15 protein-coding genes are annotated in these 14,883 nt (G+C 39.5%); 5 read left to right on the top strand and 10 right to left on the bottom strand.

Annotated features, from left to right (window positions below):
• Positions 1–3 precede the first annotated feature (3 nt).
• The 5 genes from LQ188_RS14275 to LQ188_RS14255 form a co-directional block, all read right to left on the bottom strand.
• Positions 4–270, bottom strand: a complete 267-nt coding sequence (locus LQ188_RS14275) for a PTS sugar transporter subunit IIB (RefSeq protein WP_048883162.1) — start codon at positions 268–270, stop codon at positions 4–6.
• Positions 267–2,333 (bottom strand): BglG family transcription antiterminator, encoded by a 2,067-nt coding sequence (locus LQ188_RS14270; RefSeq protein ID WP_101224360.1) that lies wholly within the window; start codon positions 2,331–2,333, stop codon positions 267–269. The genes LQ188_RS14275 and LQ188_RS14270 overlap by 4 nt, the downstream gene beginning before the upstream one ends.
• Positions 2,334–2,958: 625 nt before the next feature.
• A complete protein-coding gene (locus LQ188_RS14265; protein WP_230177168.1) occupies positions 2,959–3,360 on the bottom strand; it encodes a hypothetical protein in 402 nt (133 codons plus the stop codon).
• Between the two features lie 517 nt (positions 3,361–3,877).
• Complete coding sequence (gene ycaC / locus LQ188_RS14260; RefSeq protein WP_101224362.1) at positions 3,878–4,519, bottom strand: isochorismate family cysteine hydrolase YcaC; 642 nt, start codon at positions 4,517–4,519, stop codon at positions 3,878–3,880.
• 170 nt (positions 4,520–4,689) lie between these two features.
• Positions 4,690–5,250, bottom strand: a complete 561-nt coding sequence (locus tag LQ188_RS14255) for an NADPH-dependent FMN reductase (RefSeq protein WP_101224363.1) — start codon at positions 5,248–5,250, stop codon at positions 4,690–4,692.
• A 245-nt stretch (positions 5,251–5,495) separates the two neighbouring features.
• On the opposite strand from LQ188_RS14255, the gene LQ188_RS14250 reads away from it, so the two are divergent.
• Positions 5,496–6,587, top strand: coding sequence for a low temperature requirement protein A (locus LQ188_RS14250; RefSeq protein ID WP_230177167.1), 1,092 nt, complete (start codon positions 5,496–5,498; stop codon positions 6,585–6,587).
• A gap of 133 nt (positions 6,588–6,720) precedes the next feature.
• The gene (locus LQ188_RS14245) at positions 6,721–7,149 is read left to right on the top strand and encodes a MarR family transcriptional regulator (RefSeq protein WP_101224365.1); all 429 of its coding nucleotides are present in this window, start codon (positions 6,721–6,723) and stop codon (positions 7,147–7,149) included.
• Positions 7,150–7,210: 61 nt separating this feature from the next.
• Here the strand turns inward: LQ188_RS14245 and LQ188_RS14240 are convergent, their stop codons facing one another.
• Positions 7,211–7,357 (bottom strand): hypothetical protein, encoded by a 147-nt coding sequence (locus LQ188_RS14240; RefSeq protein ID WP_230177165.1) that lies wholly within the window; start codon positions 7,355–7,357, stop codon positions 7,211–7,213.
• 224 nt (positions 7,358–7,581) lie between these two features.
• On the opposite strand from LQ188_RS14240, the gene LQ188_RS14235 reads away from it, so the two are divergent.
• Together LQ188_RS14235 and LQ188_RS14230 are read left to right on the top strand one after the other, a co-directional pair.
• Positions 7,582–7,917 (top strand): hypothetical protein, encoded by a 336-nt coding sequence (locus LQ188_RS14235; RefSeq protein ID WP_230177164.1) that lies wholly within the window; start codon positions 7,582–7,584, stop codon positions 7,915–7,917.
• Positions 7,904–8,545: an O-methyltransferase gene (locus LQ188_RS14230; RefSeq protein WP_230177163.1), complete on the top strand. Its 642-nt coding sequence runs from the start codon at positions 7,904–7,906 to the stop codon at positions 8,543–8,545. The genes LQ188_RS14235 and LQ188_RS14230 overlap by 14 nt, the downstream gene beginning before the upstream one ends.
• 393 nt (positions 8,546–8,938) lie before the next feature.
• Here the strand turns inward: LQ188_RS14230 and LQ188_RS14225 are convergent, their stop codons facing one another.
• The 4 genes from LQ188_RS14225 to LQ188_RS14210 all read right to left on the bottom strand — a co-directional run bounded on the left by LQ188_RS14225 (position 8,939) and on the right by LQ188_RS14210 (position 13,725).
• Positions 8,939–9,094, bottom strand: a complete 156-nt coding sequence (locus LQ188_RS14225; protein WP_065310844.1) for a DUF1540 domain-containing protein — start codon at positions 9,092–9,094, stop codon at positions 8,939–8,941.
• 165 nt (positions 9,095–9,259) lie between these two features.
• On the bottom strand, positions 9,260–11,053 hold the full coding sequence (cstA, locus tag LQ188_RS14220) for a carbon starvation protein CstA (protein WP_101224368.1): 1,794 nt from the start codon (positions 11,051–11,053) through the stop codon (positions 9,260–9,262).
• Positions 11,054–11,194: 141 nt separating this feature from the next.
• Positions 11,195–11,941: a LytTR family transcriptional regulator DNA-binding domain-containing protein gene (locus LQ188_RS14215; RefSeq protein WP_230177162.1), complete on the bottom strand. Its 747-nt coding sequence runs from the start codon at positions 11,939–11,941 to the stop codon at positions 11,195–11,197.
• Positions 11,938–13,725, bottom strand: coding sequence for a sensor histidine kinase (locus LQ188_RS14210; protein WP_290370122.1), 1,788 nt, complete (start codon positions 13,723–13,725; stop codon positions 11,938–11,940). Before LQ188_RS14210 ends, LQ188_RS14215 begins: the two co-directional genes overlap by 4 nt.
• Before the next feature lie 255 nt (positions 13,726–13,980).
• Here LQ188_RS14210 and LQ188_RS14205 point away from each other — a divergent pair, with 255 nt between their 5' ends.
• Positions 13,981–14,670 carry a LuxR C-terminal-related transcriptional regulator gene (locus LQ188_RS14205; protein WP_230177161.1) on the top strand — a complete coding sequence of 230 codons (690 nt, stop codon included), beginning with the start codon at positions 13,981–13,983 and terminating at the stop codon, positions 14,668–14,670.
• The last annotated feature ends 213 nt before the right edge of the window (positions 14,671–14,883 follow it).

Genomic DNA, 14,883 nt, shown 5'->3' with positions numbered 1-14,883 from the left:
TTTTTATCCTACGTGCATTTCCAATTTTGATTTGATTTCAGGGATGCTCATCATGTTCTCCAGTGTGACGATCGTCCGGGTTCCATCATCCAGCTGACCGACAATATCTGCCGCTCCCAGGAAAATATCAGCCTGAACCGTTTTTGCGGATGCCAGATCCGTATGATCCACCTCGGCCGTCTTCCCCATTTCCGTCAATGCTTTCTTCACATTCATCTCCATGATGAAGCTGCTTCCCAATCCGTTTCCGCATACTACCATGATTTTCATTCCGCTTCCTCCTTCGAATATTTATGAACGTACTCCATAAGGACCGATTTATCTGAAGTGCTTAAGATTTCTTCTATATTGGCTGGCTCATTCAATAATTGAGTAAGCTGGATCAATGCCCGCAGATGCGAATCGTTATCCACTGCCGCCAAAATGATAATCAGGCGGACCGGTTTATCCGGCGCAAAGTCCACGGCCTCATCCAATTTCAGCAAACTCATGGATAAAGACCTGACCCCCTGCTCCGGACGTGCATGGGGAATCGCCACTCCAGGCGTTATCACTACATATGGTCCATTCGTTTCTATTGCCTCAATCATGGCATCCACATATCGTTCTTCGACGGTACCTAAGTCCACGAGAGGCTTGGCCGCGACTTGAATGGCTTCTTTCCAATCGGAAACTTGCTGCTGTAATTGGATTGTTTGCATATTGAGCAGTTCTTCTAACACAGGCTTCTCTGCCTCCTTTAAAGAAAATTGGGTTATTTTTGGTGTATGGGTATACACATTCGACTTCAAAGCCTTTTCAAGCTGATCCTGTTCATGGATGGTTGCATACTTGGAAATGATCTTTAATAAAGCTGCAACATCCACACTTTCACTCGTATATCCATACAATTCCTGCATGACCTGCTGGCGTAATGTATGTTTGTCCTGCATTTCCAAAATCGGCGGTACAACGAATAATGCCGCTTTTGTTCTCATATGCACTGTCGAGAAAACAAGATCGTACGACAGCGGGTATTCAGCCGCATTCCTAACGGACAAAACATCCAGGAACAAAATATCAGGAAATAATTCCCTCAATGTATAAATGAGGATATTGCTGATGCCAATACCATTCGGGCATACGACAATCGCCCGTTTTCGATCATCCAATGTTGTTCCTTGCCTGCGCAGCCATCCGCCAAAATAGATTGTGAAATATGCCACTTCTTCTTCTGATACTGGACAGCCAACCTCTTTCTCCAACACCCACAGAGATTTTTTTGTCAAATGATGCAGTTCGGGATATACCTTCTGCACCCGTCCCGTCATCGGATTCATTTGCGGGAGGCCATACCGCAGGCGATGATATGCCGGTTTAAAATGAACGTATAATTGTTGGCATAGCTGCTCTTTGTCTTTTAGGTGAACAAATGCCAGCCTCTCGAACTCTTCCACGATTTCCTGCAAAAGGTGTTGAATGACTTCATCATCCTTAAGAGGGGAAATATCCTTCGTTCGATTCATGCTCAGTAAATGTAAGGTTGCGTATAAGTTTTCCGTTTCGCTCCATACTGATTGAAAGGCATTCGTCCTGGTCATTTCCTCAACCAGTTTGTATTCTTCCGTCGCAACAAATGGCGCCCAGCTCTCATCGGCCTGTAACTCTTCCCCTTTTCCTATGAGCTGATCTGTACATAGAAATAAATAGCTCAGTTCATGAAGCCGTTCATCCGTAAAGGTGATGCCCAATTTACGTTCGGCCCTTTCAAGCTGTAACCGGATCGAGCTGATTTGCTTTTCATGATTTCCCCATATGCACTCCATGATCCATTCACTATTGGGACTGTTCAGTACATCATGCACGAGACGTTCGATGATATATCTCTTTGTTCGGCTTTCCCCAATCACCACGTAGCCATCCTGTTTGGAATACTGGATTTTGAGCGATATGTCCCTGTTCTTCTCTTTAAGTCTTTTTAAATCCTTCAGCACCGTATTTCGTGAAAGCCCGGTGATCGTTTGGAAATGATAGACGGACAATTCCTCTCGGCTTAACAGGATCATGAGGTAAAAGACCTTTTCCCTATCTGTCTCTGAAAATATATAATTGCGTTTTGTTAGTTTTACATTCAATTCTTCATCCCTGATTGTTTCAGAAAAGGAGTAGCCCATTTCACGATTATATTGAATCGGTTGATATCCATGAAATTGGAGCCAGTCATTCGCTTTGCTCAGACCATATTGGATTTGCCTTCTCGTCAGACCTGTTTGGGCTTCAAGCTCTTTCATTTTTGAAATGGGCGAATGCTGTAATAGTTTTAGTAAATTGGCGCTTCTTTCATCTAAAAACATTCTCAATCCCTCTCCCTGCTTCTACGATATCTCACTTCTTATTAAAAATGTAGCGTTTCTCAGTCCGAATGTTGTCATCGGTACTGCACAATAATATACTCTTTAAACATTTGTGCACAATACTGCATCCTTGCTAGGTCAATTACCATTCTGCCTTGTAGAAAAGCGGGTGAATTAAAAGTGCATTATGCAGTATTAAAATGAAATTGCACACACTCTTTAAAACAAACAAAAAAAGTCGTGAAAGTTTTGAGATTAAACGTCCACCACTTTTTTATAACTATTAAGAAATATGCCAACAGGACCTGTTTATAAATCACAAGTAATGTTCCAGATTACTATTTTACTTAGCTCTTTTTTGATAACTCACACTTGTTTTTCCTACTTGTATTTTACGTGCCTTGTCTTTAAAGAATTTCACTGTTCTTTTGTTGTATAAGTACTTACCAGATGTGCATTGAGCATCATTCAAAGAGTAATATATATTTGGAACAGCGCCAACAACAACACTTGCAGCTGCTAAAGCTGAACTGTAAGGAGCTTTCGTAATAGTAGATAGATATGCTGCAAATGCTGAAACACCTATTTTAGGTACAGCTGAACTTCCATAATACGTCCCCAGACTTTAATACTTGCACGCATTAGCTGAGGCCATTTCTATAATTGGAACTTCATTTTCTGCTGAGACAAAGTATTCACTATCGGAAATATATTCATTATTAACATATTCAACATAATTATTAAGTTCTATCTGTTCTTCTTTAGACAAATTCATACCATTAATTTCCAACTGATTTGTTAATTTATTAATCTTTACTTCAGTAATCTGATTCCCTTCTGCATCTGTAACTGTTGAAATGATGAAGTTATCGTTCTCAACACTATTAAAGTGAAGCTCCTCGCTAGTTCCTTCAAACAATATTTCTTCATTTTCATGTTCTTGAGAAGCAAATGCTATAGTACTACTTGAAAATAATGAAAAAGTAATAGCAAAGGTAACAAATAGACTTAAAATCTCTTTTTCCATAGGTAAAACCTCCTCTTTTTATTTTTAAATTCAAAATATTTAGATTACAATGCGTAATATACTAACTAAAAAAGTGAGGAATTGTATTTTCATGTTTAATTACCTAAGGTTTAGATATAAATCATATATTATTATTCTTTTAGGGGTTTTTATTGGTACAATACTTGCAGACATTTTATTTGAAAATCCAGATTATTTTATAGGCATTACTTGTGTTCTAGTAGGTTTATTAATTGGAGAATGCATAATGATAAAAAAATGGTTCAAAAAACGATAAACAAAAAGAAGACTTTACGAAGGGTATCCTCTAACTATTCAAATGAATAAGGTTTTGAAGAATAATCATGGTACATTCTTTTTTTGTTTGAAAGCTGCAGCTTATAAAACGCGTTTAAGAACGCTTCAAATCCGGTAAAAAATAAAAAAGGTTTCGGAATGAGAACATTCCGAAACCTTTTTGTTTACAAACTGGGAAGGACATAATGGCCCCTCTTATCAACTTGGATAAAGACACAATCTAGATTTGCTTGCTGAAGTCGCGCTGAGCTCCCCTATAGCTTCCGATGATATTTTGATAACCAGGAAGCTGGCTGGAAAGTAAAGCACCAAAACCTTCGACATCGTTGCGCCAATCACGTTGTAATTCGCACGCTACACTAAACCAGTTCATAAGCTGCACACCGCCATGGGCCATACGCGCTAAAGCCGCATCAGCTACCTGTTTGCTTACTGTTCCAGAAGCATCAGTGACAGCGAATACTTCATAACCAGCTTTTAAAGCGGAAAGTGCCGGGAAAGCAACACAGACATCTGTAACCACTCCCGCGATAATAAGTTGTTTTTTTCCAGTTTCTTCGATTGCTTTAACAAAATCTTCATTATCCCATGCGTTAATTTGTCCAGGCCGAGCTATTTTTGGTGCGTGAGGAAAGAGTTCTTCCAATTCTTGCATGAGCGGTCCGTTTGGTCCGTTTTCAAAGCTTGTCGTTAAAATGACTGGTAAATCAAAAAACTTAGCTGTATTGGCCAGAGCCATAACATTGTTCTTGAATTCATCAACACCATAATCACGCACTAGCCCGGAAATAAGACCGGTTTGATGATCCACCAGAAGAACGGCAGCATCATCTTTGGAAAGACGGGAATAGAGATCAGACATTTTTAAAGTCCTCCTTTTATTAAAAGCTATCGAAGAAAGTTCATATGTAGGGAAATCCCCCCAACTCCTTCGTTGGTTCCAGTCAGTTTATAACTTAACTGACTGTTGCTATTAGTTTATCTATAAACTCATAGCCTGTCAATCATATATAGATTAAGAATCATTGATTGTTAATCTATAATTGGAGTGTGATCGATCCAATGTATGAATTGTTGTAAATAACGCTCAAGATAACGTTTTGTTTGATCGTCAGTAAGCACTTTCCGATCAGGATCAATCTTTTTATGTACTTGCGAAATCAGCATTTTTTGAAATGGAAGAACATGAACTTGCATGGCTTCTAATACTTGCCTGATTTGCATTTGAGCAAATGCAGTTCCCATTCCACCAGGAGTAGCTCCAATCAGGCCAACTGGTTTTTTGGTAAGAACAGCGAACTCCCGAGGTCTTGATGCCCAGTCCAATGCATTTTTTAATACGCCTGGTATTCCAGAATTGTACTCTGGACTCACGATAATGATACCGTCGACGCCCTGGATGGCGGATTTAAATGATGCCACTGTTTCTGGAACCCCACTTATTTCTAAGTCTTCGTTAAACAACGGAAGATCATTAATTTCGATCCAGCGAAATTGATACGAATCAACCATATCTGTCAATGATTGAGCAATGATTCGATTATAAGAATTTTCCCGTAAACTGCCACAAATAAGGCCGATGGTTCTGGTCATCTACTTCCCTCCCCGTTTGAAATCATCTCCTATAGTACCATAATATACCAAAATTAAAAAAGTGACGTTATTCCTAATTAAATATTTACTGAATTTGGCTTAACTTAATATTGGGTAATTAGAACTTCTTATAATGGATCATGAATTCTAAATTGCTTTCCCCAAAGTTATATTGAACCCCCCTTCCATTTTCTGAATATTTCCAACATACTATAAACTATAAGGCGATTGGGAGGAGTGCAGAGATGGATGAAAAGAAAGTTACATGGTTAGAGCTCTTTTATGATTTGTTATTTGTGGCGGCCGTTGCTGGCGCAACTCATGTTTTACTGCATGTTGAAGATGGTTATATCCATCCAGAGTATTTATTAAAGTTCGTATTGATTTTTATTCCTATCTGGTGGGCTTGGGTAGGACAAACCATATTTATTAACCGGTTTGGAAAGGATGTATTTCATCAACGGCTATTTTTGATATTGCAAATGTTTTTTGTCCTGATCATGACATCAAGCTTATCTGCTGATTTTGATCCCTATTATGTTTCTTTTTTAATTGGTTATATTGGATTGAGAGCCGTGACTGCTATCCAATATCTTGTTGTACAGCGGATAGAAAAGGGATTTAGAAAAAAGGCAGCACTTTTTTTGGGAAGGTATTTTTGGATTGGAATCGCCATTTCATTATTCTCCGTCCTTTTTGATTCTTGGCTTCGGTATGCTGTGTTGTATTTGGGTATTCTGATTGATATCATTGTCCCGATCCTTGGAAGAAAGTGCTTAGAAAAGGTTCCTACAAATACGGCCCACTTGCTAGAGCGCTTTGGTCTATTTACCATCATTCTCTTTGGGGAAGCTCTTGTCAGCACTCTTGCGGTAATTCAACCTAAACAAGGAAATTGGGATTCGATAGCCTTTTCCATCATTTCATTTGCCCTGATAATAGCTATGTGGTGGCAATATTTTGATAACATGGAGAAGAAAGTCGACAAGTCTGTACAATCTTCGGGCCAGATCATCATTTACGGACATCTGTTTATTTTAATGTCTATAAGCATGATTGCAGCAGCCATCAGATTATTGTTTTTACATGAGGTCCACTATTCATTCACCCTCTATTTTGTTTTTGGTTCCGTATTGCTCTATTTCATTTCAACCACTTTTGTTTTCCACCAATATAGACACAAACACCAGCGGTTGCAAATTTATCATTTAGGGCTATTTTTAGTGATTTTAGCACTCTTTTTTATTTTTAATTTGTTTGTCGGTGTACCAAATATTGTGATTATAGCCGAATTAACACTGTTTTTTATTATCTTTGCTAAACTAACGACTACATAATAAAGAAATCAAAGAAACCAGTATCGTAAGATTATACTAGTTTCTTTGTATAGAAGTTGGAAGTTTTTGCATTTGACACTTAATTAGTTTATTCATAAACTGATTGGGACAAAGAAAGTATGAGGTGACATTCATGCATCCCTTCACATCTAATAATGAGGAAAGACTAGGTTTAATGTTATGGTTCCGAATCACACGAATATATAATCAGAGTATCCGGGAATCCAATCAACATTTAAAGAAATGGAATCTATCGGCAGCCCAATTCGATATCTTGGTTCAAGTGGGTTCCCATGAACGATTGTCTCAGCAAGAACTGGCAAACAAGCTTTTTGTGACGAAAGGCAATATCACTCAACTATTAAGGAAAATGGAAGAAATGGGATTGATTAAACGGGAGCAGGAATGGAAAACAAAATACCTTTCATTGACTGATGAAGGAAAAGAGTTTTTTCATGAAGTCGTTCCAAAACAAGAGCATTTTCAGGCATCACAGTTTTCCAACTTGAATGAGACGGAAAAACAACAGCTTTTAGATTTACTTAGTAAAGTTCAAAAATAATAAAAACAGATCACCCGTTTGAATGGTGATCTGTTTTTTTATCTTTGTTACTTCGGTTTTTTCATGAACAATGAAGCACCACATTCACGATGGCGAAAATCAAACAAATTTTAAATACAAGTGATGAACCTGAGGCGGCAGCTACCGGTAAATCATTTGCCACATCAGTCAAGTAGCCATTTTGCTTCGCAGAGAATAGGGAAACCATGACCGCTATCCCAATTGCCCTTGGTTATACAAACCGGTCTATTTTCAAAAAAATCTTTGAATGTAAGTCTCTTTTTTCCTCTCTAAATAACAATTTAGACAAACTTTTTATTAACTGCATTTTGATTATTCTATTCGATTATCAGTTGACTTTTTGTATACAAATGTATACATTAAACAAAAGAGAAAGTGTATACATTTGTATACACAGAAAGAGGTTATAACATGAGAGATGAAAAATTCAAAAAAGATGGACATCACGGTGGCAGGCATAAAGACCATGGTTCACACCATCGTGGCCCCAAAACGTTTCGCCGCGGAAGGGCAATTGCTTTTTTAGAGATGATGAATCTTAAACGTTCAACCATTATGGAACAGTTAGATAAACCAGAGTTTCAATCCATCAATCAAATCTTAGTCGGTGAATTGAAAGCAATTGATATGTTAATCAACGAGTTCATTCAATTATTTGAAATACAAGAAAATGAAGCAGCCGATAAGAAAAGTGAAGAAAAGGAAACTTCCAATGAGAAAGGAATGGAAACGAATGAAACAAATTAACAGTTATATCGACTCAGTGTTTTATTCCGGAGATGCCCTTTTGGAAGAAGTCATTTCGTCCATACAAGAAAACGGAATGCCGTCCATATCGGTATCCCCCTCATCCGGAAAACTTCTTACTATGCTTATATCCATTTCAGGAGCTAAAAATGTATTGGAAATAGGCGCTCTTGGGGGGTATAGCGGAATCTGCCTTGCCAGGGGATTCGGCAGCGAAGGAAAATTAACCTCTCTTGAATTAAAGGAGGAATACGCAAAGTTAGCTTATCGCAATCTAACCAAAGCTGGCTTTGGCGACCAAGTATCATATATGACCGGAGCAGCTCTGCAAAGCCTTGAACAACTTGAGCGTGATAACAGGAAATTTGATTTTTTCTTTATAGATGCTGACAAGGACAATTATGAAAATTACCTGCAATATTGCATTAAACTGGCAGAACCGGGTGCTTTAATCGTCATGGATAACGTACTTGCGAGGGGCAGTGTCGCAGATCCGGATGCTGAACCTAAACATTACACTGCATTTATGAAGGCATTCAATGAAAAGGTGGCCAATCACCCTCAATTGGAATCCATGCTAATTCCAATCGGTGATGGGCTGACTATTTCAAAAGTAATTCTCGGGTAAGTGCAAACTCACGAGTAAAACTTCTTAACTCACGAGTAAACTGCCCAAACTCACGAGTAAACTGCCCAAACTCACGAGTAAACTGCTCAAACTCACGAGTAAACTGCCCAAACTCACAAGTATAGTGCGAATTCTTGAGTATTTCGTTCAAATTCACGTATATATCAATCAAATTCTCGATATATCGCTCAATCTCAAGTATATATCGACCAAACTTTCGATTTTATCGATCAATTTCACGATTTTATCGATCAAACTCTCAAATATATCGCCCAAATATCCTTTCCATGAAGAAAAAATAATATGAATTTCTATAATCTTGAATGAAAATGATTTTTATTATCAATAATAAATATGAAAGAAGGTAACCAGTTGATGGTTACCCCCGATTGTTTAAATTTCTGGATCAAATGTCTTGCAATCCGTTTCTTTGCTATTTGATGCTTGGTTCCCTTTATGGCTGACAACATAAATAGCATCTGCACTGCATTTGTTTCCAGAATCCCAATATTTACAATTATTCACTTCACATAGAACATCTTTTGCCATCTTATCACACCTCCTCATTTGCTATCATTAACAAAGTTGGGGTTATTGATACTTTCCTTTTTCAGGTTTTGGTGTCTTAATTACAAGGAAACGGTATTGAGGGCATTTTCCACCGTTCGCAACGAACAAAAATCCGGGCAGTTTTCCGCCCGGATTTTTTTATGCTCATGCTGATCTTTTCAATAGTTCTGCTTGAGGTATTTTCCAAAGCTCCCGCCATTTTTTCAAGGCGGCAACCAGAATGATCAAGCCCAGGATTAACATGGTGATCGATAATACTCCGTTCAAGATGCTGAATCCTGCAGAGTCCGGGTTCAGGTATACGTTTTTCACCATCCAGTACCCTGCTACATTAACCGTTACATATAAGTAGGCAAGGGGTACTAGGCATGTCCAGATATACCAGCGTTTGTCTGCGATTTTCAATACGACGGTCGCACCGATGATGAGTCCAATCGAAGCCATGAGCTGGTTGGATACGCCAAAGAGTGCCCAGATCGAACCGATGTCCCCAGAGTAAAGCAGGTATCCCCAGATAAAGCAGGCTAACGCGCTGGCGAAGATGTTCCCCGGCAGCCAGTCGACTCGTTTTAATGGTTTATAGAACTCCCCGAAGAAGTCCTGGATCAAGTAACGGGCAACACGTGTCCCTGAATCGATTGCGGTTAATATGAACACCGCCTCGAACATGATGACGAATTGGAAGAAAAACGAAGCCAGTTTGTCAAAGAAGGGTATTTCGGTAAAAATATAGGTCATGCCGACAGCAAGTGTAACTGCCCCGCCTGTCCGTCCCTCCAGATTAATGCCGATTTCTTCACTGAGCTCGTCAAGGTGTACGGTTTCCATGCCTAATGTTTGAAATACTTCAGGTGTGGAGTTAATCGCAAAATAATCTCCTGGCTGCAGCGAAACCGCAGCAATCAATGCCATGATGGCGACGACACATTCGACAAGCATCGCTCCGAAACCAACGGATTTGATATCACTCCAACGGTTTAACATTTTTGGAGTTGTGCCTGATCCGACAAATGCATGGAATCCTGAAATCGCTCCACAGGCGATGGTTATTGAAATGAAAGGCCAAACTGGACCGGCTACGATCGGGCCCCCGCCATTAATGAATTCGGTAACCGCAGGAAACTGGATTTCTGGATTCACGACGAAAACACCGATAATCAATGCGGCAAATACACCGATTTTCATAAATGTACTCAAGTAATCACGTGGTGCCAGCAGCAGCCAAACAGGCAATGCGGCAGCGAAGAAAGCATAGATCGGCAAAATGATGGCAAGTGTACTCGCTTCAAGTGTCAATAATTCACCAAGTGCCGTTCCTTGAATGTTCGGACCAAGTAAAATTCCGGCCATGATGAGCGCGAACCCGACGATGGTCGCCCCTTTCAGGTTGCCGGTTTTTTTATGGTAAAGCCCTACACCCATGGCGATCGGAATGGTGATCCCGACAGCAAACGTCCCCCATGGATTATTTTCCAAAGCATGCAGCACGACCATTGAAAGTCCTGCCATCGTGATCGTAATGATAAAAAGCATCGCTAGTCCTGTACAGAAGCCTGCTACAGGTCCAAGTTCCTCTTTCGCAACTTCCGAAAGGGATTTGCCGTCTTTACGCATCGACGCGAAGAGCACGACGGCATCATGAACGGCCCCCCCGATTACAGCCCCGATCAAAAGCCATAATAAACTTGGCAAATAGCCGAATTGTGCTGCAAGGATCGGACCCACCAAAGGACCAGCCGCAGCAATGGCTGCAAAATGATGGCCGAATGCCACCCATTTATTTGTTGGAACATAATCTTTTCCATCTTCTAATTTATGGGCCGGAGTCGGCTTGGAATCATCAAGTTTTAATACTTTGAGTGCTATGAATGTCCCGTATAAACGGTAGGCAATCATTAATATACAAATGGAGCCTATGACAATTGTAACCGCATTCATATTTGAACCCCCTCTATTACTTACATCGTAAAAAAATGATATCACAATGAAAGCGAATTCAATGGGTTTTCAAGTTATAATGCAGATATCGAGGGATAGATTGCATTATGAAGAAGGTAAAATGCAGAATTATGAAAATTTTTAAAAACCGATGAGCTGCTTTAGCTCCTTCACATACGTCCGGCTTACCGGGATGTTTGATCCATCACTCATAATGAGATTATAAGTCGAGTTGAACCAAGGCTGTATTTCAGAAATATGGATGACATTCACGATAAAACCGCGATGCACCCGTAAAAATGAGCGCTTATCGAGCTTCTTTTCAAGCACGATGAGAGGGTCACCGATTTTATATTCATTTTCCTCTGTTTTAATGATCGTCTTTCCTTCCATGAGTCCTATGAACAAAATATGATCCCGGTCGATCAAAACGATCCGATCATCTATCACTACAGCCAATTTACCTGTCTGTTCCACCGCGGTTCGGCTGGCGGAAGCTGCTGTCCTGGATTCGTCTTTCCCGATTTGACGCTGCTTCATGAGCTTATCCAATGTTTGCCGAATCCTTTTTTCATTAAATGGCTTTAATAGATAATCAAATGCATATAACTCGAAGGCTTGGAGGGCAAACTCATCATAAGCGGTCGCAAAAATAAGCGATGGTGCGGGGTCAAGTTCCGCCAATTGCTTAGCCAAATGCAAGCCATTTCCATCTGCAAGCTCAATGTCCAAAAAGACAAGTTCAGGTTTAAGTCGGGAGATATCCCTTATGGCATCTTCTATCCCCTCAGCCTCACCCACGACTTCAACTTGCCTGCTTCTCTTCAATAGATATTTCAATTCATCTCTTGCCAGTGGTTCATCCTCTACGATAAATGCTTTCATCATCGTTGCCATATGCTCCTTTCGAGTGGTATTGATATTTTCACTTTTGTTCCGTGTCCCGTCTCACTTTCTATCGAGAGGCTGGCCTGTCCTTTATAGATCCCTTCCAGCCGTTCACTGATATTATGAAGGGCCGTTCCTGTACCCTTAGCCGATTCTACAGCATGCTTACCCAATTCATCTATTCTCCCGCTTGAAATCCCTTTTCCGTTATCTTCCACAACAATGCGCATGGCATCGTCTTTAAAGTATGCGTGAAGGATGATTTGACCTTTGCTTTTCACATGTGGAAATGCGTGGTGTACCGCATTCTCAACAAGTGGCTGCAACGTGAATGGAGGGATAAGAACTTCATTCAGCCTTGGCTCAATGCGATAGTCGATATGAAATTTATTTGGAAAACGCGCCTGCTCCAGTGATAAATAAGCATTAACATGCTCTAATTCCTTTTCTAGCGGCACCAGGATTTGTCGGGCTCCTTGTAAATTAGAGCGAAAGAAAGCACTGAGCTCCTGCAATAAACTTCTTGCCTTCTCGACATCCGTCCTGCATAGAACAGATATCGTATTGATTGCATTGAATAAAAAATGCGGATGGACCTGTGCCTGCAATGCCTTAATTTCAGCATCTTTCAATAATTTCGTTTGCATTTCCGCTTTAGCGAGTTCCAATTGAGTGGAAAATAGTTTGGCCAATCCTTCAGCTAACTCTTGTTCCACTTGGCCTAATTTATCCGGATGCTTGAAATACATCTTCAAAGTCCCGACCGTTTTCTGTTGGACCTGCAACGGCAGGACTACGGCCGCTTGCAATGGGCATTGATCATGAAAACAATAAATGTCCTTTTTTGTTTTGGCCACGATTATTTTCCCTTGTTCAAGGGCTTTTTTCGTTAAGCCTGTCGCTATTCCCACCTTAGGGACATGGTGATCTGACGCAGCGCCAACATGGGCAAGTACGCTATGATCATTGGTAATGGCCACGGCATCGGCTTCAGTCAGCCCCAAGATGATTTGGGCTATTCTTTTGCATGAAGTTTGATTAAGACCTTGCCGGAAAAAGGGTAAAGTCTGATCTGCAATCAAAAACGCAAGATTCGTTTGTACGGCCCGTGTCCGTGCTTCGTCCCTTGTAATCGATTGAATGATGAGCATGAATAGTAAAGTCCCGAACCCGTTGATGATGATCATCGGAAGTCCGATTACTTGTACGAGCTCCCACGCCCTTTCAAATGGTTTGGTAGTCAACAGGATAATGCCCATTTGAATCGCTTCCAAAGCCATGCAAATGGGCAGCGCAAACCAAGGAGTGATCACCCCATGCTCTCGTCGCCTTTTTCCCAAAAAACCCGATAAGAACCCAGCTAAAATCGCGGCGATCGCACATGCCCCCGCTGTAAAACCCCCGAGAAAATAACGGTGAAGCCCTGCAATCAAACCTACTCCCAACCCAACAAATGGTCCCCCCAGTAAACCGCCGATTGCCACGCCCATAATCCTTGTATTGGCAATCGCGTTATCGGGAGCAATATCAGCATGCCAATCACCCTCCGGCATGGCATGGTTCCCGATTTCGATTCCTGTATAGTTACTTATGATACCGAATGTTCCAAAAAGCGCGATAAACATGATTTTCTTCGACATTTCATGTTCATGGCCTATCATTTGCCGAAAGGGTTTCATATAAGAAAGCAGGAATGCAGCAATTACGATGATCCCCACTTTTTCAAACAGCGACGGTAATAAATCAACCAAAGCATCCACCCCATTTCTGGCTTTTTCATTCATCTTACACCAGCCATGAAATCCTTGTCGAATTTTGTTTTAGGTTTAGGAGATGGGTGTATAAGCATTATTTTTAGAATTTCATCAATACTCTGTGTAAATAAGTTAGCAATTGAATAAAATCCAAACCCGACGTGCCGTATCATTTCTGAAATAGCAATCATCATTTTTGGAACCCATCACAAGGTAAAATAGTTTATTGTGAAACGAGGAGAGTAAACAGGTATTTCATTTTAGGAACAAGTATGAGGTATGAATATGGAATTGAAAAATCAAATCATTTATATCAGTAAAAAAGTATTGAATAGTATTAAGAATTTCAAGTTTAATTTTGAAACTACTATATTTATCTTTGATAAAGAGCTAAATGTTTTATACTCTAAGAGTAATTTTGAACATAAAGATATATGTAATTTGGTTATAAAAGAATCTGTTGAAAATAATGCATTTGTTTTAAGTTCATTGCAAAATACTACTGTAAAAACTAAAAATCAAATCTCCGGGAAGTATTTTAGTGTTTTATCTTCCCCGATCCATGAAATTAAAAATAAGGAATTGCAAGGGTATGTTGGTATAATCACAAAGGATGATAATGGAAATTTCGAAATGATTTCTGAAATGCTCGCTAATCAAATCTCCTACGAGTTACATGTGTATCGTGAGAAATTATTAATAGAAGAGATAATAAAAACAGATACATCATCTTTAATCACCAGGGAACAACAACATGAAGTTGAATTGCGAATAATAAAAAATATAACTCAAGGTCTCAAAGATAAAGAAATAGCTGATAATCTGAATATAAGTGTTTCTACAGTTCGTAACTATGTAAATAAAATGTTTGAAGAACTAGATGTTACATCCAGATCACAATTAATCAGCTTGTACTATGAAAATAAATTGTATGAAATTCTTAATGAAATAAAGATAAATAACCGCTATTTTTAGTACTTATAGGAGGAGTTATGATTAGTAGAGTCAGATTTGTTTATTCCCTAGGAGTCATAGTATTAATTGTGCTGTGTTGTTCCCAATAGGATTTATAAAATCTATCAACATATTTATCTTTTTCGTTATAGGCATAGTATTCATCTTAATATCTCAAAGTCAAAAAAAATGATTAAAACTGCAGTCATTAAAAAACCCCTCGTAACCATACTA

The sequence above is a fragment of the Peribacillus sp. Bi134 genome, from assembly GCF_918698065.1.
Taxonomy (GTDB): domain Bacteria; phylum Bacillota; class Bacilli; order Bacillales; family DSM-1321; genus Peribacillus.
This window is presented reverse-complemented; position numbering and strand designations above follow the sequence as displayed.

Excerpts from the sequence above, each read along its gene's own strand:
- LQ188_RS14275 (WP_048883162.1), bottom strand. The coding sequence starts at position 270 with ATGAAAATCATGGTAGTATGCGGAAACGGATTGGGAAGCAGCTTCATC.
- LQ188_RS14230 (WP_230177163.1), top strand. The coding sequence starts at position 7,904 with ATGAAACAAATTAACAGTTATATCGACTCAGTGTTTTATTCCGGAGAT.
- LQ188_RS14240 (WP_230177165.1), bottom strand. The coding sequence starts at position 7,357 with ATGGTTTCCCTATTCTCTGCGAAGCAAAATGGCTACTTGACTGATGTG.
- LQ188_RS14235 (WP_230177164.1), top strand. The coding sequence starts at position 7,582 with ATGAGAGATGAAAAATTCAAAAAAGATGGACATCACGGTGGCAGGCAT.
- LQ188_RS14210 (WP_290370122.1), bottom strand. The coding sequence starts at position 13,725 with ATGAATGAAAAAGCCAGAAATGGGGTGGATGCTTTGGTTGATTTATTA.
- LQ188_RS14250 (WP_230177167.1), top strand. The coding sequence starts at position 5,496 with ATGGATGAAAAGAAAGTTACATGGTTAGAGCTCTTTTATGATTTGTTA.
- LQ188_RS14225 (WP_065310844.1), bottom strand. The coding sequence starts at position 9,094 with ATGGCAAAAGATGTTCTATGTGAAGTGAATAATTGTAAATATTGGGAT.
- LQ188_RS14265 (WP_230177168.1), bottom strand. The coding sequence starts at position 3,360 with ATGGAAAAAGAGATTTTAAGTCTATTTGTTACCTTTGCTATTACTTTT.
- cstA (WP_101224368.1), bottom strand. The coding sequence starts at position 11,053 with ATGAATGCGGTTACAATTGTCATAGGCTCCATTTGTATATTAATGATT.
- ycaC (WP_101224362.1), bottom strand. The coding sequence starts at position 4,519 with ATGTCTGATCTCTATTCCCGTCTTTCCAAAGATGATGCTGCCGTTCTT.
- LQ188_RS14245 (WP_101224365.1), top strand. The coding sequence starts at position 6,721 with ATGCATCCCTTCACATCTAATAATGAGGAAAGACTAGGTTTAATGTTA.
- LQ188_RS14255 (WP_101224363.1), bottom strand. The coding sequence starts at position 5,250 with ATGACCAGAACCATCGGCCTTATTTGTGGCAGTTTACGGGAAAATTCT.
- LQ188_RS14215 (WP_230177162.1), bottom strand. The coding sequence starts at position 11,941 with ATGATGAAAGCATTTATCGTAGAGGATGAACCACTGGCAAGAGATGAA.
- LQ188_RS14270 (WP_101224360.1), bottom strand. The coding sequence starts at position 2,333 with ATGTTTTTAGATGAAAGAAGCGCCAATTTACTAAAACTATTACAGCAT.
- LQ188_RS14205 (WP_230177161.1), top strand. The coding sequence starts at position 13,981 with ATGGAATTGAAAAATCAAATCATTTATATCAGTAAAAAAGTATTGAAT.